At 66.2% G+C, this 20,906-nt stretch carries 22 protein-coding genes; 11 read left to right on the forward strand and 11 right to left on the reverse strand.

Annotation, left to right across the window (positions count from 1 at the left end; all coding sequences use genetic code 11):
• Positions 1–197 precede the first annotated feature (197 nt).
• The 3 genes from minE to minC form a co-directional block, all read right to left on the reverse strand.
• Positions 198–470: a cell division topological specificity factor MinE gene (minE, locus tag EN853_RS30790; RefSeq protein WP_127862767.1), complete on the reverse strand. Its 273-nt coding sequence runs from the start codon at positions 468–470 to the stop codon at positions 198–200.
• On the reverse strand, positions 467–1,282 hold the full coding sequence (gene minD / locus EN853_RS30795) for a septum site-determining protein MinD (protein WP_127862768.1): 816 nt from the start codon (positions 1,280–1,282) through the stop codon (positions 467–469). Before minD ends, minE begins: the two co-directional genes overlap by 4 nt.
• Before the next feature lie 99 nt (positions 1,283–1,381).
• A complete protein-coding gene (gene minC, locus EN853_RS30800; RefSeq protein ID WP_127862769.1) occupies positions 1,382–2,221 on the reverse strand; it encodes a septum site-determining protein MinC in 840 nt (279 codons plus the stop codon).
• A gap of 263 nt (positions 2,222–2,484) precedes the next feature.
• Between minC and EN853_RS30805 the strand changes: the two genes are divergently transcribed.
• The 5 genes from EN853_RS30805 (at position 2,485) to EN853_RS30825 (ending at position 5,402) form a co-directional block, all read left to right on the forward strand.
• Complete coding sequence (locus tag EN853_RS30805; RefSeq protein WP_127862770.1) at positions 2,485–2,916, forward strand: hypothetical protein; 432 nt, start codon at positions 2,485–2,487, stop codon at positions 2,914–2,916.
• Positions 2,917–2,942: 26 nt separating this feature from the next.
• Positions 2,943–3,182 (forward strand): hypothetical protein, encoded by a 240-nt coding sequence (locus EN853_RS30810; protein ID WP_127862771.1) that lies wholly within the window; start codon positions 2,943–2,945, stop codon positions 3,180–3,182.
• 118 nt (positions 3,183–3,300) lie between these two features.
• Positions 3,301–3,510, forward strand: coding sequence for a cold-shock protein (locus EN853_RS30815; RefSeq protein ID WP_127862772.1), 210 nt, complete (start codon positions 3,301–3,303; stop codon positions 3,508–3,510).
• 170 nt (positions 3,511–3,680) lie between these two features.
• Complete coding sequence (locus EN853_RS30820; RefSeq protein ID WP_127862773.1) at positions 3,681–3,869, forward strand: hypothetical protein; 189 nt, start codon at positions 3,681–3,683, stop codon at positions 3,867–3,869.
• A gap of 141 nt (positions 3,870–4,010) precedes the next feature.
• Positions 4,011–5,402: an FAD-binding oxidoreductase gene (locus tag EN853_RS30825; RefSeq protein WP_127862774.1), complete on the forward strand. Its 1,392-nt coding sequence runs from the start codon at positions 4,011–4,013 to the stop codon at positions 5,400–5,402.
• A 334-nt stretch (positions 5,403–5,736) separates the two neighbouring features.
• Here EN853_RS30825 and EN853_RS30830 read toward each other — a convergent pair whose 3' ends face one another.
• Together EN853_RS30830 and EN853_RS30840 are read right to left on the reverse strand one after the other, a co-directional pair.
• Entirely contained in the window at positions 5,737–6,162 is a 426-nt protein-coding gene (locus EN853_RS30830) for a globin family protein (protein WP_127862775.1), read from the reverse strand.
• Between the two features lie 304 nt (positions 6,163–6,466).
• A complete protein-coding gene (locus EN853_RS30840) occupies positions 6,467–7,048 on the reverse strand; it encodes a TetR/AcrR family transcriptional regulator (RefSeq protein WP_127862777.1) in 582 nt (193 codons plus the stop codon).
• Between the two features lie 187 nt (positions 7,049–7,235).
• Here EN853_RS30840 and EN853_RS30845 point away from each other — a divergent pair, with 187 nt between their 5' ends.
• Positions 7,236–8,369, forward strand: coding sequence for an alpha-hydroxy acid oxidase (locus EN853_RS30845; protein WP_127862792.1), 1,134 nt, complete (start codon positions 7,236–7,238; stop codon positions 8,367–8,369).
• Between the two features lie 425 nt (positions 8,370–8,794).
• Here EN853_RS30845 and EN853_RS34890 read toward each other — a convergent pair whose 3' ends face one another.
• On the reverse strand, positions 8,795–9,628 hold the full coding sequence (locus EN853_RS34890) for a BA14K family protein (RefSeq protein WP_127862778.1): 834 nt from the start codon (positions 9,626–9,628) through the stop codon (positions 8,795–8,797).
• A 95-nt stretch (positions 9,629–9,723) separates the two neighbouring features.
• Positions 9,724–10,827, reverse strand: coding sequence for a KamA family radical SAM protein (locus tag EN853_RS30860; protein ID WP_127862779.1), 1,104 nt, complete (start codon positions 10,825–10,827; stop codon positions 9,724–9,726).
• 161 nt (positions 10,828–10,988) lie between these two features.
• Between EN853_RS30860 and EN853_RS30865 the strand changes: the two genes are divergently transcribed.
• The gene (locus EN853_RS30865) at positions 10,989–11,927 is read left to right on the forward strand and encodes a hypothetical protein (RefSeq protein ID WP_127862780.1); all 939 of its coding nucleotides are present in this window, start codon (positions 10,989–10,991) and stop codon (positions 11,925–11,927) included.
• A 114-nt stretch (positions 11,928–12,041) separates the two neighbouring features.
• Here EN853_RS30865 and EN853_RS30870 read toward each other — a convergent pair whose 3' ends face one another.
• Positions 12,042–13,595: a serine hydrolase gene (locus EN853_RS30870; RefSeq protein ID WP_127862781.1), complete on the reverse strand. Its 1,554-nt coding sequence runs from the start codon at positions 13,593–13,595 to the stop codon at positions 12,042–12,044.
• A 102-nt stretch (positions 13,596–13,697) separates the two neighbouring features.
• Positions 13,698–14,102: a VOC family protein gene (locus EN853_RS30875; protein WP_127862782.1), complete on the reverse strand. Its 405-nt coding sequence runs from the start codon at positions 14,100–14,102 to the stop codon at positions 13,698–13,700.
• A 110-nt stretch (positions 14,103–14,212) separates the two neighbouring features.
• Between EN853_RS30875 and EN853_RS30880 the strand changes: the two genes are divergently transcribed.
• A complete protein-coding gene (locus tag EN853_RS30880) occupies positions 14,213–14,920 on the forward strand; it encodes a YafY family protein (protein ID WP_127862783.1) in 708 nt (235 codons plus the stop codon).
• Here the strand turns inward: EN853_RS30880 and EN853_RS30885 are convergent.
• A complete protein-coding gene (locus EN853_RS30885; RefSeq protein WP_127862784.1) occupies positions 14,917–15,306 on the reverse strand; it encodes a VOC family protein in 390 nt (129 codons plus the stop codon). The genes EN853_RS30880 and EN853_RS30885 overlap by 4 nt on opposite strands.
• A gap of 140 nt (positions 15,307–15,446) precedes the next feature.
• On the opposite strand from EN853_RS30885, the gene EN853_RS30890 reads away from it, so the two are divergent.
• The 3 genes from EN853_RS30890 to EN853_RS30900 all read left to right on the forward strand — a co-directional run bounded on the left by EN853_RS30890 (position 15,447) and on the right by EN853_RS30900 (position 19,198).
• Complete coding sequence (locus EN853_RS30890; RefSeq protein WP_189351200.1) at positions 15,447–16,247, forward strand: helix-turn-helix transcriptional regulator; 801 nt, start codon at positions 15,447–15,449, stop codon at positions 16,245–16,247.
• A gap of 183 nt (positions 16,248–16,430) precedes the next feature.
• Positions 16,431–18,086, forward strand: a complete 1,656-nt coding sequence (locus EN853_RS30895; RefSeq protein ID WP_127862786.1) for an acyl-CoA synthetase — start codon at positions 16,431–16,433, stop codon at positions 18,084–18,086.
• A gap of 215 nt (positions 18,087–18,301) precedes the next feature.
• Positions 18,302–19,198, forward strand: a complete 897-nt coding sequence (locus EN853_RS30900; protein ID WP_245517244.1) for a hypothetical protein — start codon at positions 18,302–18,304, stop codon at positions 19,196–19,198.
• A gap of 101 nt (positions 19,199–19,299) precedes the next feature.
• On the opposite strand, the gene EN853_RS30905 is transcribed toward EN853_RS30900, so the two are convergent.
• Positions 19,300–20,718, reverse strand: a complete 1,419-nt coding sequence (locus EN853_RS30905; RefSeq protein WP_127862787.1) for a hypothetical protein — start codon at positions 20,716–20,718, stop codon at positions 19,300–19,302.
• Positions 20,719–20,906: the final 188 nt, after the last annotated feature.

Genomic DNA, 20,906 nt, shown 5'->3' on the forward strand with positions numbered 1-20,906 from the left:
TGTTCAGGTTGATGGTTCTTTGGTGGGAAGGGACCGAGCCATGCCACGGCCTGTCCGCAAGGACGACCAGGATCCTCTCGGCCTCCTTCCCACTTCAACCATACAACGGAACCAACACACAGGATCCTCGGGTCAAGCCCGAGGATGACGAAGCAGTGGGAACCGGCGGGATATATCCCGCCAGCGTCAAACCGTAGTCACCCCGCCATGGCGAGCGGCACCGCGCTCTTGTTGGGGATCTGGATGTCGATCTCCAGCGTCGACATGGTCGGGCCGCGGTCCATCGAGACCTGGAGGTAGTCCTGGTCGATCTGCACGTGCTTGGCGATGACCGCCATGATCTCCTCGCGCAGGATGGAGACGAGGTCCGGCTGCCCGCGGCTCTGGCGCTCGTAGGCCAGCAGCAGCTGCAGCCGCTCGCGCGCCACCGGGGCGCTGGTGCGCCGCTTGAAGAGGTCGAGGATGCTCATGCCGCCCTCCTTCCGAGAAGCCGGTCAAGGAAGCCCTTGCGTTCGAAGGGGACGACCACCGGCAGGTCCTCGCCTTCCAGGCGTCTTGCCGCTTCGAGATAGGCCTTGGCGGCGGAATTGGTCGGCTCCGACAGCGTTACCGGCGCGCCGAGGTTCGAGGCGCGCAGCACATCCTGGCTTTCCGGGATGATGCCGAGCAGCGGCGTCGAGAGGATCTCCAGCACGTCGTCGATCGACAGCATCTCGCCGCGCGAGGCGCGGGAGGCGTCGTAGCGGGTGACCAGCACGTGCTTCTGGACCAGCTCGCCCTGCTCGGCCTTCATGGTGCGGGCGTCGAGCAGGCCGATGATGCGGTCGGAGTCGCGCACCGACGACACTTCCGGATTGGTGACGATGACCGCCTCGTCGGCGAAGCGCATGGCGAGCTGGGCGCCGCGCTCGATGCCGGCCGGGCTGTCGCAGAAGACATAGTCGAAGACAGAGCGCAGGCGGGCGATGACCTCGGCGACACCCTCTTCGGTCAGCGCGTCCTTGTCGCGGGTCTGCGAGGCCGGCAGCAGATAGAGCGTCTCCAGCCGCTTGTCGCGGATCAGCGCCTGCGACAGTTTCGCCGTGCCCTGGATGACGTTGACCAGGTCGAACACCACGCGCCGCTCGGCGCCCATGATGAGGTCGAGGTTCCTCAAGCCGACGTCGAAATCGACCAGCGCCACCTTCTTGCCGGTCTTGGCCACGGCAGCGCCGAGCGCGGCCGTCGAGGTCGTCTTGCCGACGCCCCCCTTGCCCGATGTGACCACGACTACCTTGCCCATATATCCAGCCTCCATTGGCGATTTTTATCTACTGGCCGTGCCGAGCACGGCGGACTCGTGAATAAATCTGGCACGCGAAACCGGTCCGAAGCTTGCGCCTCAGCCGAGCGGCACCACGCACAGCGCGTCGTTGTCGAGGAAGGCCTGCACGGCCTTGCCGCGCGACACCCCTTCCATCTCCTCGGCCGTGGTGTACCAGCCGTCGACGGCGAGCAGCTCGGCCTCGTTCTTGCGGCAGAAAATACGCGCCGAGGTATTGCCTTCCGAGCCGGCGATCGCGCGGCCGCGCAGCGTGCCATAGACATGGATCGAGCCGCCGGCGACGATCTCCGAGCCGGACGCGACCGAGCCCAGCACGATGACATCGCCATGCGGATGGAACACCGACTGGCCGGAGCGGATCGGTGCCTTGATCATCAGCGTCCCGGCGGCGGGCTCGTGCCTCTCGACCGCCCTGCCCGGCTCGGGCTTCGCCGCTTCCGGCTTTGCCTCGTCGAGCTTCACAAGATCGTCCTGCGGCGCCCTCACCTGACCGGGCTGCGCATCCTCGACGGCGCACGTCTCAACCGTGATCTCTTCCGCCTTGGCCTTGCGGGCGGCCCTGCCCAGCAGGCCCTCGGCGGTGGCCTCCTTGGCGCCGCCCAGCAGCGGCGGCAATTCAGGCCCGAGTTCGGCGCCTTCGAGTTCGATGGCGTAGACGCGGATGCCGCGCGAGCCGAGCACGCCGACAAGGGCGGCGATCTCCTCCGGCCCCGGCTTCAAAGTGTTGAGATCGAGCACCACCGGGCGGCCGGCGAAATAGCCCGGCGAGTTGCCGATCCAGTGGTCGAGCCCCTCAAGCCACTCGTCGATGGGAGCTTCCGGGGTGAGCGTGAAAGCGACGAAGGAACGGGCGCGGAAGCGGATGGATTTGTTGTGCAAAGGGGCGGCGAAGGTCACGACCAGGCGAATCCTTACTCAATGGTTAAAGGGTGCCGGCGCAATGGTTAACAAAAGGTTAATTTCGGGGGTGGCGAGCGTTAAGAGCTGACGCGGCCAAGTTCTGTGGCGGAGCGGCCACACGGCCCGCCCGCGCACTGCAGCCCTCCGAAGATCCGCGCCCACGAGAGCCGCGCATGTGAAGTTCCTAATATACGGAGGCATGCCGCGCCGCGCACGATGACATGGTTAATTCTCCATTTCTTCGGGGCAAGGAGTTGGACATGCGTTTCAATCACGAACTCAGCAAGCGGGCAGGCAGAGCAGGCGCAACCATCGGTGTGCTGTTGCTGCTTGGAGGATGCGCGTCGTTCCATGCATTCCAGATGAGCCGCCCGGCGAGGACCGGGGACCAATGGCTGACGACGGAAGATGCAGACAAGGCGGTCAATGCGATGGCGGCGAAAGGAATGATGCCTGAGACCATCGACTGCCGCTTCGCCGACACTCGGCCCGGCCAAGTGGCCTACCTGTCGAAATTCACCTGGATGCGGGCGCCGGCAAACACGCGCTACCACTGGGAAATCGGCGACCCGACCTACCTTGCGAGCAAGGAAGTCAAGGCGAACCGGGTGGGGCTGAGGCGCGTGTCTGCGAAAGTGGTGCGGGACACAGCAAGCGGGCAGAAGGTCGGGTGCTCGGTGTGGGTGGGTTAGGGCTGCTTGGGGGCAGCCCGCATAGGATGGATCACGCTCCTGCCGGCGACTTCTGCCGGCAGGTGATCTGCGATCTCGGCGGGCTCAACCAGATCGAGGAGATCGACCTGTTCGCGCACGTGGCGGTCATGCAAAGCCGGCGCGCTGGGCGCCGGCACGTTCCTTCGCCTGACGGTGAAGGCGACGAAGCCATTGATAATATTATTTTGCTCACGCCTTGCCGCCGCTCTGACCAAGCGCTATGTTTTGCAAATCGATCTTGCTGAACGAATGTTGTTTCCGCGCCTTGGCGCCCTGACGATCTTCCCTCTCAATTTCGAAGACTACGGCGTTTGGCATGAAGCCAGACGGCGATGATTTGCGTCGATTTGAAAGGAAAATCGTATGACTACTGGAACCGTGAAGTTTTTCAACACCACCAAAGGCTTCGGCTTCATCGAGCAGGGCAATGGGCAGCCGGACGTGTTCGTCCATATCTCCGCCGTCGAGCGCGCCGGAATGCGTTCCCTCGTGGAAGGCCAGAAGGTGAGCTTCGATGTCGTGAAGGACCAGCGGAACGGCAAGTCGTCCGCGGAGAATCTCCAGGCGGCCTGACGCGCCGTGCGTCCATGGCCGTTGACCACGGATGTACTGGCATCGGCCATGGAGCATTTTGATTTCGCGCATGTCTTTGTCCCGAAACCGGTTCCCACTTTCGGGAGACATGCTTTTGAAGGAGGTCGGGCTTGCCCGGCCTTCTTCGTTTCGAGCAGCGAGGTAGACCCATGGCCGAAACGAGTTTGTTCAAGCCGAAGGGCGACGCCAAGAGCGAGGCCACCGCGAGGACGGCGCGCGCGATAATCGAAGGCGAAGCGGCAGCGCGGCAAGCCAAGACGGAACGGCTCCGCGCGGCAAGGCTCGCGCGCGGGCCGGTTGAAGCACCGCCGAAGAAAAAGCCGGCAGGGCGAAAATAGCGGCGGAGGCGCCGGGCGATTCTCCCGACGCGACTGCTTCGCCGATCGTCGGGCAACGCGCATTCCATTTTCCTGGCACTGCGTGACACCAGTCCCTCGCTGCCTCTATAGGTTGGCTCCTGCCGGATAGGAGCCCGAACCTTGCACGACGATGCCGCATTGATCCCCGCCCTCCGCGCCACCCTCCCCAACGCCACCATCTGGGACGCCGCCGAACTCTCATCCCGCGATCCCGGCTTCGATGCCCGCAATTTCGGCGCCTCGGCGCTGGTGCGCCCGGCCGACACGGGGAGCGTCGCGGCGCTGGTGAAGTTCTGCGCGGAGCGCGGCATCGGGATTGTCGCGCAGGGCGGGCGCACGGGGCTGGCGGGCGGGGCTGCGACCTCTGCCGGCCAGGTGATCTGCGACCTCGGCGGGCTCAACAAGATCGAGGAGATCGACCCGTTCGCGCGGGTGGCGATCGTTGAGGCCGGCGCGACGCTGGGCGCGCTGCAGGAGGCGGCGGCGGTGCATGGGCTCGACCCCGGCATCGACCTTGCCGCGCGTGGCAGCGCCACCATCGGCGGCATGGTTTCCACCAATGCCGGCGGCATCATGGCGTTTCGCAACGGCACGATGCGCCACCGCGTGCTCGGCCTCGAAGCTGTGCTGCCGGACGGGCGCGTGTTCTCCGACCTCACCCGGGTGCTGAAGACCAGCGCCGGCTATGATTTGAAGCATCTCTTCATCGGCGCGGAGGGGACGCTCGGCATCGTCACCCGCGTGGCGCTTCGGCTCGATCCGATGGCCGGGGCCGGCGCCACGGCACTGGTCGGCGTGCCGGATGCACGAAGCGCGCAGCGCATAGTGCGGCATTTCCTGGGCCAGACCGGAACGCGGCTCACCGGCGCCGAGATCCTTTGGCAGCGCTTTGCCGCCTTGATGCAGCGGGCGTTGGGCTACGCGCCCGGGCAGTTGCCGCTCGAGGCGCCGTGCCTGCTGGTGCTGGGCCTGGGCGCCGACAGCGTCGAGACGGCGCGGGCGGCGCTCGAGGACGGGCTGGCGGCGATCTGGGAAGAGGCGGCAATCGTCGACGGGCTGGTCGCGACCTCCGAAGCACAGGCGGCTGCCATGTGGCGACTGCGCGAGGAGACGGAGCAAATCGAGCGCGCGCACCCAATGGCGCCCTCTTTCGACGTCTCGGTCCCGGGCGGCGGGCTGGACGCCTATGTGGCGCGCATCGAGGCCGGGCTGAAGACGCTCGACGCGGCTTACGCGCCCTATGTCTACGGCCATCTCGCCGACGGCAATCTGCACATCTCGATCAACTGCGACGGGCCGGTCCCGCATGAGCGGCACGAAGCTATCGAGGACGTGCTTTACGAGGGGCTGCGCGAGGCCGGCGGTTCGTTCTCGGCCGAGCACGGCGTGGGGCTCGACAAGCGCGAGGCCTATGAGCGCCACGCCGACCCGGTGAAACGGGACCTGGCGCGGATGATCAAAGCGATGATCGATCCGGGCAATGTGATGAATCCGGGGAAGGTTGTGGGCTGAAGCGCCCTTTTCCTCGCCCTCATGAAATGGGGGAGAGGTGGCTCGGCGAAGCCGAGACGGAGCGGGCGAAGGGCGCAGGCATCAAAGAATCTAGAGCGAACCCGCCAGCGTCACAGGCCCCCTCTCCGGCCGCTTCGCGGCCACCTCTCCCCCATTTCATGGGAGCGAGGAAGCACCGAAAGGTCGGCAGGCCAGAGCGGGGCGCGAAGGAATGAGGCGCTGGCTTCTTCGCCATCCACGGCGCCGAGACGGAAGGGGAACTGCCATACGAAAGCCCCTTGCCGCCCCCGCCGCGCTCGCCCCCGCCATTGCGGGGCGAGGAACCAAAGCCAACTCAAGCCGCCAGCTCGACCTCGCGGGCGGCGGCGATCATGACGCCGGCGAGCAGCCCGTAGGCGGCTCCCCAGGCCTCGCGGACTTCCGGCGTGAAGGCCGGGCCAAGGCCAGTCTCAAGCGTCTCGATCAGCGCCTGACCGACGATCGGATAGTGGCGCTCCTCGACGCCGTAGCCGACATGGCGCCTGGCGAGATCCTGAACGGCGGGCAGGATGGTCTCGGCGCGTTCCAGCCCGTGCACGACGAAGCCAAGGGCCGCCATCAGCTTGGCGCCCTGCCCGGTCATGTCGCGCGCCGGAAACAGCGGCCGCAGGCTGCTGTCGATCGAAAAAAGGCGGTCGTAGAACAGCGCGGCGGCGGCCACGCGGATCGGCAGGACCTGCCGGAAGGTTTCCTGCACAAGTCTGATCTGGTCGGGGGTCATCGGCATGCATCTCCTGAATCTGACATGCGCGACAATCGCCTCCGGCCGTTTCGCGCGAATGCCGCAGCGCGCAACGATGTGTTTCAGGCTTGTCTCCGCGCGGTATCCGATAGCGGGAGGAGGTTATTCGCGTTCAGCGCGAGAAATCTTGCGACGACGGCGGGTCAACGCCCCCCTCTGGTTTGCCGGCATCCCCCGCAAGGGGGAAGATCAGATGGCGCGTCGGCTCTCGCCAATCTCCCCCTTGCGGGAGATGTCCGCCAGGACAGAGGGGATCACGGCGCCAGCCCGGATACGCTCCCCTTCACGGGGGCGAGGAATCCAGACTGACCAGCCGCTTCGCCGCCTCCGCCGCGGCCGTGCAGTAGCTTGGGTCGCCATGGATCAGGATCATCACCATGGCGCCTTCGATCAAAAGGGCCAGGTCGCGCGCCCGCGCCTTCGGGGCGGGCACTTTCGCCTGGGCAAGCAGCGTTTCCAGACGCTGCTCCATCAGCGCCTTGTGCTGGCGGGCGATGGCGCGCGCGGGATGGCCTGACAGGTCGGCGAGCTCGATGGCCAGCCGGGTGAAGCCCGAGCCCGCCCAGCGCGGCTTGGACGACCATTTCACCAGGCCTTCGAACAGCTTGTCGATCAGCTCGGCCGCGCTGCCCGACAGGTCGATGCCGTAGTGCTGGAAGTCAGCGAAGGTGCGCTCGTGCTGCGAGGCGAGCACGGCCGTCAGCAGCGCGTCCTTGCTGTCGAAGTGGTAGTAGAGCGTGCGCTTGGTGACCCCCGCCGCGTCGGCGATCTCATCCATGCCGACGCGGAAGAAGCCCCGGCGGCGAAACAGCTTGTACGCCGCCTGCAAGATCACAGGCCTGGTCGCGTCGGACGCTCTGGGCATGGGCGCTGCCGGTCGAAAGTATACTCGCTAGTGAATTTACATCAGCGGGCATGCGGCCTTCAATGATCAGCACCAGCTAATATTCGACGGGAGGACGACGATGGAACGGGTAGTCCCCACGGCGCTCGATGTCCCGACAGGGACCATGACGTTGCCAGACAAGATCGGGGCGACGGCGCCAAGGCTGATGACGGACATGACCTGCATCGAGGACCTGCGCCAGGCGGCGCGGCGGCGGGTGCCGCGCGTCTTCTTCGACTATGCCGAGGCCGGCTCCTATGCCGAGCAGACCCTGCGCGCCAACCGCGCCGACCTCGAGCGCATCACGCTGAAGCAGCGCGTGCTGGTCGACGTCGAGCAGCGCGACACGGCAACCACGATCCTCGGCGAGAAGGTGGCGCTGCCAATAGCGCTGGCGCCGATCGGCCTCGGCGGCATGCAGTGGGCCGATGGCGAGATTCTCGCCTGCCGCGCGGCAAAAGCCGCCGGCATTCCCTATACGATGAGCACGATGTCGATCTGCTCGATCGAGGACGTGGCGAAAGCGGTCGGCAAGCCATTCTGGTTCCAGCTCTATGTGATGAAGGACCGCGGCTTCGTGCGCGCGCTGGCCGAGCGGGCGCACGCCGCCCGCTGCAGCGCGCTGGTGCTCACCGTCGACCTGCAGGTGCTTGGGCAACGCCATGCCGACATCAGGAACGGACTCTCCGTGCCGCCGGCGCTGAAGCTGCGCACCATCCTCGACATCGCCAGCCGGCCCGGCTGGGCCGCCCGCATGCTGACGGCAAAGCGCTGGACCTTCGGCAATCTCGCCGGCCACGTGAAGGGCGAGGCCGGCGTCAAGGCGGTGGCCGACTGGGTGGCGCATCAGTTCGACGCGACGCTGAGCTGGAGCGATGTCGACTGGATCAGGGGCATCTGGCCGGGCAAGCTGATCATCAAGGGCATCCTCAATGTCGACGACGCGCGCTCCGCCAGCAAGGCCGGCGCCGACGCCATCGTGGTGTCCAACCATGGCGGCCGGCAGCTCGACGGCGCGCCCTCGACCATCTCGATGCTGCCCCGGGTCGCCGAGGCGGTGGGCTCGGAGGTGGAGGTGCTGTTCGACGGCGGCGTGCGCTCGGGCCAGGATGTGATGCGGGCGCTGGCGCTCGGCGCCCGCGCCTGCCTGGTCGGCCGCGCCTATGTCTATGGCCTCGGCGCCGGAGGCGAGGCCGGCGTGGCGACCGCGATCGACATCCTGCGCAAGGAGCTGTCCGTCACCATGGCGCTGACGGGAACGCGCAATGTCGCGGAGATCGATGGCAGGGTGCTGAACTAGGAAGGCAACGCAAACGCTGGCCATTGAGACGCTAGCGCGAGGCACCCCCCTCTGGTCTGCCGACCATCTCCCCCTCAAGGGGGGAGATCGGCAGGTTTGGCCGACGGCATCTTTCTTCCAGCGCCGATGATAGGCGAAAGCCGATGCGACATCCAATCTCCCCCCTTCAAGGGGCAGGGCAATCGCATATGGCAGCGCCAGCCCCCTCTCCGACCGCTTCGCGGCCACCTCTCCCCCGCTTCTGGCGGGGGCGAGGAAACACTAACCGCTGATGTCGCTGCCTTGAAAAGCTTGGGTTCCTCGCCCCCACAACGTGGGGGAGAGGTGGCTCGGCGAAGCCGAGACGGAGAGGGGGAGCGCCATATGCGATTGCCCTACCTCGAGGGGTCGGCAAGACAGTGATCCCGAAGGACGCGGCGCATCCCCTAGTCGCATTGCCGGCGCGGGCCGCCGTCGTAGGGCTGGTAGGTGTTGTCCTGCGGATTGTAGGAGCGGTAGCGGCTGAAGCAGTAGTCGATATGGTCGCCCGACAGCTGCCGGCCGCTCCAGGCTTGTTCCTGCTCAGGCGTGATCTCCTCCGGCGGGCCGCCATAGGTGGTCGCGTAGCCGTCCCGGGTGGTGGCATAGCCTTCCGTCTCGGCCTGGTCGTCGGTCACCTCGGCTTGGTCGCTTGTCCCGGCCTGGTCCTCTGCCTGACCGTTTTGGCGCGCCTCGGTCGAGGCGGTGCTGCCTGGATCGAAATAGGGCGAGACGCAGGGGCGCAGCTCGCCGCTGTAGGAGCGGTAGCTGTTTTCGTTCGGGCGGTAGCTGCGATAGCGGTTGGCGCACCATTCGAGATGAGCGGCGGGCAATTGCGCCTGCTCGGCCGGCGCATTCTGCGCAGCCTGCTCGGAAGGCTGGGCCACATTGGCGTCGGGCATGGGCTGGCCGGGCTGGGGGAGACCGGGCAAGGGTTGCAATTGCCGTGGCGTGGCGGGCTGCGGCGTTGCAAGGGCGGTCTGGGTCCCGCTATCCGCCTTGGCCGTCTCGTCTGCCTTGGCCGGCGCGCCGGCCGCCTGCTGGGCGGGAATGCGCTCGAGCTCCTGCTTCGCCGGGTCGACTGGCTGGGCGTCCTTGGTCCAGAGTTCGGAAACGCCGATCGCCGGCGTGGCCTGGCGCACCGGCTTGGCGGCCAGCAGCCAGACGGCGAAGGCCAGCCCGCTGGCGAACACGGCCAAGGTCAGCACGAAGCCGCCGACAATTCCCAACAAAGCCTTCACGCTGCGCTCCTTCAGCCTCCGCTCATAGAATGCGGGGCGCGGGATGGAGTTCCTTGCGCCGCAGATGGGAGTTCCTTGCCCCCGTGAAATGGGAGCTACCCCACCACCTCGCGATATTCCCTCACCTTCCCATCCTGCCCGCGGATCCGCCACGTCCCGCCTTCCCGGCTCTCGATGTGGCTCGCCGCCAGCGGCACCTTGCCGCCGCCGTCGGGCAGGTCGATGACATAGGTCGGATTGCAGATGCCGGAGAGGCGGGCGCGCAGTTCCGCGACCAGCGCCTGGCCCTCGGCAATCGTGGTGCGGCGGTGCGCCATGCCGGGCGCCAGGTCGCCATGGTGCAGGTAATAGGGTTTCACGCCGAGGCGATACATCAGCTCGCGGCAGAGCTCTTCGAGCACCTCGACGCGGTCGTTGACGCCCTTCAGCAAAACGCTCTGGTTGAGCAGCACGAAACCGGCCTGCCGCATCGTGCGGCAAGCTTCCTCGGTGTCCGGCGTGATCTCGCGCGGGTGGTTGAAGTGGGTCACCACCGTCACCAGCAACCTGCCCTGCAGGGCGGCGACCAGGCCCGCCGTGATGCGCGACGGCAGCGCCACCGGCACGCGGGTGTGGATGCGCAGGAGCCGCACATGTGCGATCGCCTCGATGCGGGCGCGGATTTCTTCCAGCGCCTTGTCGGGCAGCGACAGCGGATCGCCGCCGGTCAGGATCACCTCGCGGATTTCCTCGTGCCCGGCGATATAGGCCAGCGCCGGCTCCAAAGCCTCGCGGGTATAGCCGCGGCCGATCGACGTCAGCGACTCCTTCCGGAAGCAAAAGCGGCAATAGACCGCGCATTGATAGGTCGGGAACAAAAGCACGCGGTCAGCATGGCGGTGCGTCAGCCGCGGCACCGGGCTGAATTGATGATCGCCGATCGGGTCGCCAAGCTCGCCTTCGGTGGCGATGAGTTCGTCCGGCGACGGGATGACCTGCGCGCGGATCGGGTCGTTGGGGTCGTTCCAGTCGACCAGGTCGAGATAGGGTTTCGGCACGCGCACCTTGTGGCTGGCCGCGGCAGCCTGAGCGGCAGCGCGCTCGGCCGGCGAAAGCGGCAGCCGCTCGAGGTCGCGCACATGGCGCACGCCGGCGCGGACATCGTCCTGCCAGGCGGTGTCGGCGCAAGCGGTGGCCGGTTGTTTGAGATCTGAGGTCATGGGTGTGTCTCGCAGCATTTGCGCGGACCTATCGTCGGGATAGAGAGGCGGGTCAACATCCGTGGTTGCCGCACGCTCTCAAATGCCCGGCCTGACGAGCCCTAGGTGTCGAATCAAAATGCTATTAGTCTGCGCCTTCCGGGGCTTCGGGGACGGCACGAATGGATTTCAGCGCAGGCCATGGCTACCTCTTGATCGGCGGGCTCATCCTGGTCGGCGCCGGGCTGCTGATCATCTCGCTGATCGTCAACCTGCGCGTGGCGCTCAGCGTGCGTGACGACGTGCGCTACCGCGAAAAACTGCTGGAATACTATCGCAACATATTCTCGCAGCTCGGCGTGATCCTGATCGGCATCGGCGTCTCGCTGTTCATCTTCTTCTTCCAGCAGAACTATCAGGACCAGCGCAGACGCGAGACCGATCTGCAGCAGGTTCTGGCCAAGCTGGCGGGGCGCATCGCGCGCGGGGTGCCCGTCGTCGCATCGCTCGACGAGTTCGACGAAGTGCTGGATGACGGCGGCGCCTATGTCAGTCCGGACCTTGGCGGAAAGAACGCTGCGGTGAGCGCGCAGGGAAGCGAGCTCGGCAAGCAGGTCGCGAAGATCCTCCTGGTCGAGCGCGATATCGATGTGCGCGACTTCGACATCCTGAACCTGTCGCGTGATTTCGAGACGACTTTCGTCGTCAACGAGATCGATCCCAAGCTGTGGTTCAACATCGTGCGCGACGAGAGCGAGATCAAATACGCCACCACCCAGCTCGTCCTCGACTACAAGGATCTGGAGGACGCGATCGGCGGCGAGCCGGTCGAGGCCGCGGTCGCCAATCCGGAGAAGGAGCGCAAGATCAAGCACGAGGTGCTCGACATCTTCTATGACGCCGATCTCCTGCGCCTGCGCAGCAGGCAGTTCCTAGGCCGCGCGTGCTGGCTGTTCGGCAAGGGCCGCGGCTTCGTCAGCGCAGCAGCGGCGGATGCGATCGAAGCCGATGCCAGGTCGCACCAGGAATGGATCGACCGGGTAAAGCCGCTGCTGACGCAGGCGAAATCGGGCAGCGGTGACTGTTTCAAATTGCTTCACTACGGAGGTGTCGCCGAATAATCCTAGGGCCGCAGCCAGGCCGCATAGGTGATGACGCATTGGCGGCGCGAGATGCCAGTTCGAACATTTCGGCGCAAGGACAGCGCGTAGGTCGGGCGAAGGCAGTACGCTGAGTTAGTCTCCCACCCGCCGCAGCGTGCCGAGGTGATTGTCGTCGAGGAACCCTATGGTGATCGCCGACGCCTTGCCGTCCGGGCCAACCACAAAGCTCACGCCCGCCGGCCTGTCCGGTGTCTCGGCGTCGGGGTAGGTCAGGAACAGGTCGGCGTCGTAATGCGTCAAGGAATAGGACCGCGCGCCGGCCGGTCCGAGCTTGAGCAGGAGGCCGTCGCCGGCGCTCGACACGATGGCGTCGCCGAAGAAGTCGTTGGCGTAGCGGCCGGCATAGGCGCTGGCCGTTGCGGCCGGCCTTGGCGGCGACGGCGGCTTGGCATAGGCGGCCTTGGCCGACTCCACCGTCGGACCGAACATGCCAGCGTAAATATCGTTCCAGGCCCTGATCCAGTCCTTCTCGATCGCGCCGTCGAAGACGAGGTCGGCAAAACTGTCGGACAGCCCTTCCGGCACGCCGGTCGGGAAAGCATTGGCGAGGATGACGATGCCGAGCTTCTGCTCGGGGAAGACCGTCACCAGCGTGCGCGCGCCGACGCTGAAGGCGCCGGCATGGCCCCAGCTCAGGCCGTGCCGGCCGAATTCGACATTCCAGCCGAGGCCGTAGAAGGATTCGCCGCCCGATACCGGGTTTTTGCCGCGCGTCATCAGCGGCACATGGGTCTGAGCAACCGCATCGGCTGAGATCAGCTGCTTGCCGGCATAGACGCCGTCGCCGGTCACGAGGCGCACCCATTGGGAGAGATCGCGCGCGGTCGAGCTGACGCCGCCGGCGGGCGCCTGCGCATCCGGGTCGCGCTTTATCTTGGCGACCCACGCGCCATCGACCGGGACGTGCAGCGCGGCGCGGTTGGCGTGCTTGACGAAGTCGGCGTTGCGGGAACTGGTCGAGGCCATGCCGAGCGGGCGGTAGAGCTTTTCCTCGGCGACTTCCTCCCAAGGCTTGCCGGTGGGTATCGCCGCCGCGACGGCACCTTCGGTCAGTCCGAAATTGCTGTAGGAATAGCCGGCGCGAAAGCTCGATGACGGCGGCACGAAGCGCAGGCGGCGCAGGATCGAGGCGCGGTCGTAGCCGATGTCCTCGAGGTCGTCGCCGGCGGTGCCCGGCAGCCCGCTGCGGTGCGCGAACAGATCGCGGATGGTGAGCTGGCTGGTCGGATAGGGATCGGCCAGCCGGAAGGCCGGATCGAGGTCGGCGATCCTGGAATCCCAGGACACGATGCCGTCTCCGACCAGCGCCGCCACGACGGTGGCGGAGACCGGCTTGGAGAGCGAGGCGATCTGGAACACCGTGTCGGCGTCGACCAGTTCCGGCTTGCCGATCTCACGATGGCCGAAACCCTTGAGGAAAACCACCTCGTCATCCTGCACGACGCCGATGGCAAGGCCAGGCACCGCACCCTCCGAGACGGTGCGTTGCGCCAGCGCTTCGAGCTTGGCCAGGGCAGCGGTCATCCGCTCGGGCGAGATTGGGTCCGCCAATACCGCCGGCGGCCAAAGAGCCATCAGGACGCAGGCCCAAACCCGCAAATGCCAGAGATTGCGACCAAGCCGCATCACGCGCCTCCCCTTCCCTGCATTCACCCCACGATTGTACAGGTCGGCGCCGGGAGGGCCAACCCTTGCCCGGCGCCGCGAGCGTCGCGCATCGGCGCCCCCTTACCGCTCGAACTTCCTGATCGCCTCCGCCGTCACCGGCGTGAAGAAGTTGACCAGGTTGCCGTCGGGGTCGCGGAACTGCAGCGAGCGATTGCCCCAGGGCATGGTGGTCGGCGCCTGCACCACCGCCTCGCCCAGATACTCAACCAGCCTGCGGTACTCCGCATCGACGTCGGCGACGCGGAACTCGATGATCGCCGTCCGGTTGGCGGCGGGGCCTGCCACATGGTCGCCGCCGAAGAGCTGCAGGGTGCGCGTGCTGCCGATCGCCAGCGTGCCGACCTCCGTGATCAACTCGGCGAAATCCTCGGTGTAGAGCCTCGGCTTCGCGCCGGTCACCTCCTCATAGAAGCCGACCAGCCGCCTGACGTCGGCGGTGATGATGCGCGTCGAAACGAAATTCATGAATCTTCTCCATCGGATAGCCGCGGAGTCTTCTCCGTCGGCGGAAGCGCCCGTTGAGGCACCGTGTCCGGCTTGTGGACCAGGCCTGTTGCCAGCATAGGAGACATGCCTTGCGCCGCGCCGACCGACTGTTCCAGATCATCCAGATCCTGCGGCGCTCGACCCGGCCGATCACCGCCAGCCAGATCGCCGAGGAGCTCGAGACCTCGCGGCGTTCCGTCTACCGCGACATCGCCGACCTCATCGGACAGCGTGTGCCGATCCGGGGCGAAGCCGGCCTCGGCTATGTGCTCGACCGCGACTACGACATGCCGCCGCTGATGCTGACGCCGGACGAGCTAAAGGCCGCGGTGCTCGGCGCGCAATGGGTGGCCGACAAGGGCGATGCCGTGCTGGCGGCCGCCGCACGCGATCTCATCGCCAAGATCGCCACAATGGTGCCGGAGCGCCTGCGTCCCTTCGTCAGCGAGCCGAGCGTCGGCGCGCCGCTCGCTCGAACGGCGACGGCGGCAGACGGGCTCGACATCGCGCGGGCGCGGGCCGCGATCCGCAAGGGCCACAAGATCCGCATCCGCTACCGCGATGAACAGGACAAGGAGAGCGAACGCGTCGTCTGGCCGACGATGATCGGCTATGCCGAGACGGTACGGCTCATCGCCGCCTGGTGCGAACTGCGCGAGGATTTCCGCCATTTCCGCACTGATCGCATCACGATGGCGGATTTCCTCGACGAGCGCTTCGGCTGCCGGCCCGCCGAGCTGCGCAGCCGCTGGAAGCGGCACATGCAGGCGCAAGGGTTGCGGCTGCCCGGGGACTAAATCTTCGCATAGATCTCCAGCACATTGCCGTCCGGATCGCGAAAGAACAGCGTGCGGTGGCCCCAGGGCTGGTCCGCCGGCCCGCTTTCGATGGCGACGCCGGCCGCGCCGAGCGCCTTGGCGCACGCGTCCACCTCGCCCGGCGCGACGCGAAACGCCAATTGCAACGACAACGCGCCTTGCGGCGGCGGCGCGTCGTCGAACATCACGCCGCGCTCGGTCAGCGCCAGAAGGCAGGAGCCGACCTGATAGGCGATCCAGGCCTCGCCCAGGCTCGAATGGACCGGAAAGCCCATCACCTCCTCGTAGAAGCGGCGCATCTTCTTCATGTTGCGGGCGAAGATGACGGTGTAGTCGATGTTCCTGATGTTGTTCAACGCCTTCATTCCAGTGTCCTCGGCTGGGCCGGCCGCCGAATTGAGCGGGCCGGGTGTTGTCGAATGGCCAACCTACTTATACTGGTAGTATGATGGTACAAGATAAGCAGCGCTGCTGGTAGCGCCGCTACCCCTTTCGAGGCATGGACGTGCTGAAGCGAGCGGTTGAGACAGAGAGGCGCAAGGAACTGGGCCGCTTCCTGCGCGCCATGCGCGAGCGCGTCGAACCGGCGTGGCATGGCCTCAGCACCGGGGCGCGGCGGCGCGCCGCTGGCTTGCTGCGCGAGGAAGTCGCCGTTCTCGCGGGCATAAGCTCCACCTGGTACACATGGCTCGAACAAGGGCGCGAGGCAAACCCTTCCGCCCCGGTGCTGAATGCGCTGGCCGATGTGCTGAGGCTCCTGCCTGTCGAGCGCGAGCATCTGTTCAAGCTGGCGAAGCCCGAATGGCTGCCCAAGGCTCTGCCGGCGACCTCGCCCGATCCGTGGATAGCCGATCTGCTTGCAACGCTTTCGCCCAATCCGGCCTATGCGCTCAACCGCGCATGGGATTTCGCGGCATGGAACGACGAGGCCGCATCCCTGTTCGGCGGGTTCGACCGGGAAGATCCGGTCAAGCGCAACCTGCTCAAGCGGCTCTTCCTCGACCCAGCCTGGCGCGCGCTGTTCGCCGACTGGGAGGTTGTGGCGCGCTCGGCAATCGCGCAGTTCCGCGCCGCGACCGTCGGCTGCGCGTCGGCTGCCGACATCCGCGCCGTGCTCGAACCGCTCAAGGCGCTGAGCCCGGAGTTTGAACGACATTGGGCCGAGATGCGGGTGGAGGAAGCGCCGATCTGGTCGAAGCGGTTGGTCGGACCGAGCGGCGAGGTCACGACCTATGACTATTTCATGCTGGCGCCGGCGGGTGCAGGCAAGGAAATGACCATCAGTCTCTACCGAAAGCGCGGCTAGGCGGTTCAGCTGTTGATTCCGGTGTCGGGGCCAGCTCGCTGATCGACCATGCTTTTCGACGCTTATGAATGCGAAAATCCGAATTCCTTCGCACGACCTCGCTCGCTTGCCATGCCCATCGGCTTTCGCCGCAATCGACCGCCGCGATGTTTTCGGGCAATCTCGACCCAAGGGAGGACCGCCATGACCAAGACGCGATCGCTGCCGCGTTACGAAGATGCCGTTGCGCAATTCCGCATCGAGGACGAGATCGCCAGGCTCTCCGGCGATCCGGCGAGCGGCATCAACGCCTATGTCGAATGCTGCGGCCGCTATACCGGCGAGAACCGGCTGGCGCTGCGCGCGATCTCGGCCGGCGGGGAATTGCGCGAATATAGTTTCGACGACCTGGCCGACATGTCGGGCCGTGTCGGCACCATGCTGAAGGAGCTCGGCGTCCGCCCCGGCGATGTCGTGGCCGGCATGCTGCCGCGCATTCCGGAGCTGGTGGCGCTGATCCTCGGCGCCTGGCGCATCGGCGCGGTCTACCAGCCGCTGTTCACCGCCTTCGGCCCGAAGGCGATCGAGCACCGGCTGAGCTACAGCAAGGCAAAGCTGGTGGTGACCAACCCCGCAAACCGCGGCAAGCTCGACGAGGTGGAGAACCATCCGCACGTCGCCACCATTCTCGGGCCCGGCGACACTCTGCCCGAGGGCGACATCGATTTCCGCGCGGCAACCGCCGCCGCCTCCCCCGCCTGCGAACCGGTGATGCGCAAGGGCTCGGACCTGTTCATGATGATGTCGACCTCCGGCACGACAGGGCACCCGAAGGGTGTGCCGGTGCCGCTCCGCGCCCTGCTCGCCTTCGGCGCCTATATGCGCGACGCGATCGGGCTCACCGCCGACGACGTGTTCTGGAACATCGCCGATCCCGGCTGGGCCTACGGGCTCTACTACGCCATCACCGGGCCGCTGCAGCTTGGCATCGCCACCACTTTCTACGAAGGCACCTTCAACGCCAAAAGCACCTACGACATCATCGAGCGTCTCGGCGTCACCAGCCTTGCCGGCTCGCCCACCGCCTATCGCCTGCTGATGGCGGAAGGGCCGGAAGCGGCCGCCCGCGTCAAGGGCAGGCTGCGGGTGGTGAGCAGCGCCGGCGAGCCGCTCAACCCGGAAGTGATCCGCTGGTTCGACGCCCATCTCGCCGCCCCCATCCACGACCATTACGGCCAGACCGAGAACGGCATGATGGTCAACAATCACCATGGCCTGGCGCACAGCGTGCGCGCAGGTTCGGCCGGCTTCGCCATGCCGGGCTACCGCATGGTGGTGCTCGACGAGGCGGGCCGCGAGCTCGGCCCCAACCAGCCGGGCGTGCTTGCGGTCGATATCGCGCAATCGCCGCTGCGCTGGTTCGACGGCTACCACCAAGCGGAGACGCCGGCGATCTCCGGCGGCTATTACCGCACCGGCGACACGGTGGAATACGAGCCGGACGGCTCGGTCTCCTTCATCGGCCGGGCGGACGATGTCATCACCTCGGCCGGCTACCGCATCGGGCCTTTCGACGTCGAAAGCGCGCTGATCGAGCATCCGGCGGTCAACGAGGCCGCGGTGGTCGGCGTGCCCGATCCGCAGCGCACCGAAATCGTCAAGGCTTTCGTGGTGCTGGCGCCGGCCTTTCAGGGGACCGATGCGCTCGCCGAGGAGCTCGCCCAGCATGTTAGGAAGCGGCTTTCGGCTCATTCCTATCCGCGCGAAGTCGAGTTCGTCACCGACCTGCCGAAGACCCCAAGCGGCAAGATCCAGCGGTTTTTGCTCAGGAAGGCGGAGGTGGAGAAGCGCAAGGGGTGACGGGGCACCGCCACACGCAGCACTGTCGATTGGCGAAAAAAAAGCGGATCCGCTCAGCAGCGATGGCCGGCGTTCCTTCGCGCCCCCCTCTGTCTTGCCGGACATCTCCCCCACAAGGGGAGATTGGCGCTCCGACGCCGGCGCTCCGGTCTTTTTTTGGCCCAATCTTGTCTTCAAACGTTCGTCTTTGGGCAGAACGCCAAGCGGGGGGTGATATGATGCGGTTGGTCTGGACGTTTCTTTTCGCGCTCGCGGGCGGCGCCGCTTTCGCGGCCTCGCCGGAAGACGACTATATCGCCGCGCGCGACAAGGCGATTTCCGACATCGCGGCGCAGGAAAGCTCGAACGCTCCGTTGGAAGCGCTCGATGCCGCGAACACCAAGGCGCAGGCCGATCTCGAAAAGCGGCTTGGCGCCATTCTCGGCCCGCTCGCGGTCAAGGATTTTCCGGCAAGCGGCACGATCAATCTCGAAAGCCTCAGTGCCTCCGACATCGGCTTCGGCATGCTTGACGGGCTGCGCTACGCCAAGAGCGACGAAGGCCCGAGCATCGTGGCGACGACGCGCGGGCTTGCCGCGCGCTGGCTGCAGTCGCGCGCCGACGAGGAGGATGAAAGCCTCAGGCTGCCCGCGGGCCTCGACGACGCGCTCAAGCTCGATGCCTTCTACACCCAGGCGATCGGCGCCGACGCCGCATTCGTCAAGACGCTCGACTTTTCGCTGAAGAAGCCCGAAGGCGCCGATATCGCCATCGCGCGTCTCGGCGGCTGGACGCAGGACGTCGGGCCGATCTACGACCAGCAGGTCGTGGTGGCGGTCGTGAAGGGCGATCGCGTGCTCATCGCCGAGGCGCCCGCGGCCCCGCCCGTGCCGAAGATCGCGGCCTGCGAGGCCCTGTGGACCGCGGCGGACGCCACCGCCCAGAAATTCCAGGAGACCTATCAGGGCTCGAACCTCAAGGACCAGCAGGCCTATGATTCGGCCAACGCCGCCTGGGAAAAAGGCGACGGCGACTATCGCGCCTGCATGGGCGAGCGGCTGCCGGGCGATCCGGCCTTCCCGGCGCTGCTGGCGGAGGCGCAGCAACTTGCCGACAACATGGCCGGCAAGTAGCGCCAGGACTGCAGTTCAGCAGAATTGCCGAACGGCTCTCACGATTTGTCCTTGCGCAATTCCGGACGGAAAACCGCTACACACTTTTCCTGGAATTGCTCTCAGCCTGCGTTGGCGCGCATGTTGCGCCGGCTGTTGCGCCGCGCGGTCGGCCGCGCGGCTTCAGCGATGATGCCGTTGGTCGCGGGCATGACATCCTTGCGCGACCTCGCATCCGTCACCCTGTGCAACCGCTCATAAGGCAACAGCTCCTGGATGCGGGCATTGAGCGTGACGATCTCGGCGCGCAGGTCCTCGCATTCCTGCTTCTGGATATCGAGCTGGATCTGCTCGGAGGCCTGCTGCAGCGAAAGCTGCGACAGGTTGGTGCTGACCACCGAGAGGTTCTTCTTGGCGGCCTCGCTCTCGTCCCTGAGAACGGCCAGCCGTTCCTCCGCGATCTGCCGTTCGGTCTCGGCATCGTTCAACCGCGCCTTGAGCCTTATCGTCTCCGCCGCGGCTTCGGTCTTGTCGTTGGAAGCCTGCTCCAGCCGCGATTGCAAATCCTGGATCTCGGAGCGCAGGCCGCGCAGCTCCGCCTGGCTCCGCGCCAGCTCCGCCGCGCCGTCGCTTTCGGCGATGCTGGCCGTCTCGGTTACCTCCGCAAGCTTGGCTTGCGTCGTCTCCAGCGCCTTCTGCAGCCGCGCCTCTTCCTTTTCGTGATTGCCGAGTTGGGCCATCAGTTCGGCAATTCGCGCGGTTTCGGTGGCGTGGGTTGCGGCGAACTCGTCGAACTTGTGCCGGGCCTCCGCCTCGCGCTTTTGCGCCTGCTCCAGGTCGACCGAAAGGCCGACCTGCTTTTCGCGCAGCAGCTTGTTCTCGGCGGCGCGTTTGTCGGCTTCGACGGTCTTGGCCGTCAGCGTCTTGACGATCTCGCCGAACTCCGCCTCGCGCCTAGCGCTCTCATTGCCCATCTCGACCATCTCGAGCCGTACCGCCGCAAGCGCCTCGCGCAGCGACTCCCGGTCCTGGACAAGGCTTGCCTCGCGCTGTTGCCAAGCCTCGGCCGCGCCGTCGCGTTCGCGCTGCTTCCGCGCGGCGTCCAGCAGTTGTTCCGACATGGTCTTGTGTTCGGCCCCCAGGGCGGCGTTCTCCAGTTCCAGCTCGTTGGCGCGCAGCGCATCGCGATGCAGGACGTTGAGGATGTCGCGCGTCATCTGATGCGCCGTGGCGATCTCGGCCAGCCTGGTCTCGATCTCCTCAAGATGGCCCTGCCCGTCGCGGAAAAGGTCGGCGACGGCTTCGAGGGCTGCCAGCCGCGTCTGGGTGTGCGGCGTCAGCCGCGAGGCGGCAGCTTCGGTCTGGGCCTCGCCCGGCGGATCTTCCTCGCTTGCCGCAGCATCGGCGGCCGCATCGTCCTCCAGGGATGTCTGTTCGTCAGCCGCGAGACATTCCTCGAAGGCCTCCGCCAGATCCGACTGGAGCTCCTGAAATTCCTTGTCTACGTTCTCGGCCCGCTTGATCAGGGATTTGAAATTCATAACGGCACACCTCTTACGCTCACACCCGCCGTATTACTTAACGAATTACTAATTTATCCCTTTACGTTCCGCACGGGAAGCCTGACCAAAAGAAGGAAGAAATTAAGGTTATCGCGGGTTTCCAGAGGCTTGCGCGGCGTTCCGCCAGCGTTACCTCTGCCAAGCACGGCAAGTGCCTTTTCGGCCTC

This window comes from Mesorhizobium sp. M1C.F.Ca.ET.210.01.1.1, assembly GCF_004791585.1.
In the GTDB taxonomy this organism is placed as follows: Bacteria; Pseudomonadota; Alphaproteobacteria; order Rhizobiales; family Rhizobiaceae; genus Mesorhizobium.

Excerpts from the sequence above, each read along its gene's own strand:
- minE (WP_127862767.1), bottom strand. The coding sequence starts at position 470 with ATGAGCATCCTCGACCTCTTCAAGCGGCGCACCAGCGCCCCGGTGGCG.
- minD (WP_127862768.1), bottom strand. The coding sequence starts at position 1,282 with ATGGGCAAGGTAGTCGTGGTCACATCGGGCAAGGGGGGCGTCGGCAAG.
- EN853_RS30805 (WP_127862770.1), top strand. The coding sequence starts at position 2,485 with ATGCGTTTCAATCACGAACTCAGCAAGCGGGCAGGCAGAGCAGGCGCA.
- EN853_RS30810 (WP_127862771.1), top strand. The coding sequence starts at position 2,943 with ATGGATCACGCTCCTGCCGGCGACTTCTGCCGGCAGGTGATCTGCGAT.
- EN853_RS30815 (WP_127862772.1), top strand. The coding sequence starts at position 3,301 with ATGACTACTGGAACCGTGAAGTTTTTCAACACCACCAAAGGCTTCGGC.
- EN853_RS30820 (WP_127862773.1), top strand. The coding sequence starts at position 3,681 with ATGGCCGAAACGAGTTTGTTCAAGCCGAAGGGCGACGCCAAGAGCGAG.
- EN853_RS30830 (WP_127862775.1), bottom strand. The coding sequence starts at position 6,162 with ATGACCCCCGACCAGATCAGACTTGTGCAGGAAACCTTCCGGCAGGTC.
- EN853_RS30840 (WP_127862777.1), bottom strand. The coding sequence starts at position 7,048 with ATGCCCAGAGCGTCCGACGCGACCAGGCCTGTGATCTTGCAGGCGGCG.
- EN853_RS30845 (WP_127862792.1), top strand. The coding sequence starts at position 7,236 with ATGACGGACATGACCTGCATCGAGGACCTGCGCCAGGCGGCGCGGCGG.
- EN853_RS30860 (WP_127862779.1), bottom strand. The coding sequence starts at position 10,827 with ATGACCTCAGATCTCAAACAACCGGCCACCGCTTGCGCCGACACCGCC.
- EN853_RS30865 (WP_127862780.1), top strand. The coding sequence starts at position 10,989 with ATGGATTTCAGCGCAGGCCATGGCTACCTCTTGATCGGCGGGCTCATC.
- EN853_RS30870 (WP_127862781.1), bottom strand. The coding sequence starts at position 13,595 with ATGCGGCTTGGTCGCAATCTCTGGCATTTGCGGGTTTGGGCCTGCGTC.
- EN853_RS30875 (WP_127862782.1), bottom strand. The coding sequence starts at position 14,102 with ATGAATTTCGTTTCGACGCGCATCATCACCGCCGACGTCAGGCGGCTG.
- EN853_RS30885 (WP_127862784.1), bottom strand. The coding sequence starts at position 15,306 with ATGAAGGCGTTGAACAACATCAGGAACATCGACTACACCGTCATCTTC.
- EN853_RS30895 (WP_127862786.1), top strand. The coding sequence starts at position 16,431 with ATGACCAAGACGCGATCGCTGCCGCGTTACGAAGATGCCGTTGCGCAA.
- EN853_RS30900 (WP_245517244.1), top strand. The coding sequence starts at position 18,302 with ATGATGCGGTTGGTCTGGACGTTTCTTTTCGCGCTCGCGGGCGGCGCC.
- EN853_RS30905 (WP_127862787.1), bottom strand. The coding sequence starts at position 20,718 with ATGAATTTCAAATCCCTGATCAAGCGGGCCGAGAACGTAGACAAGGAA.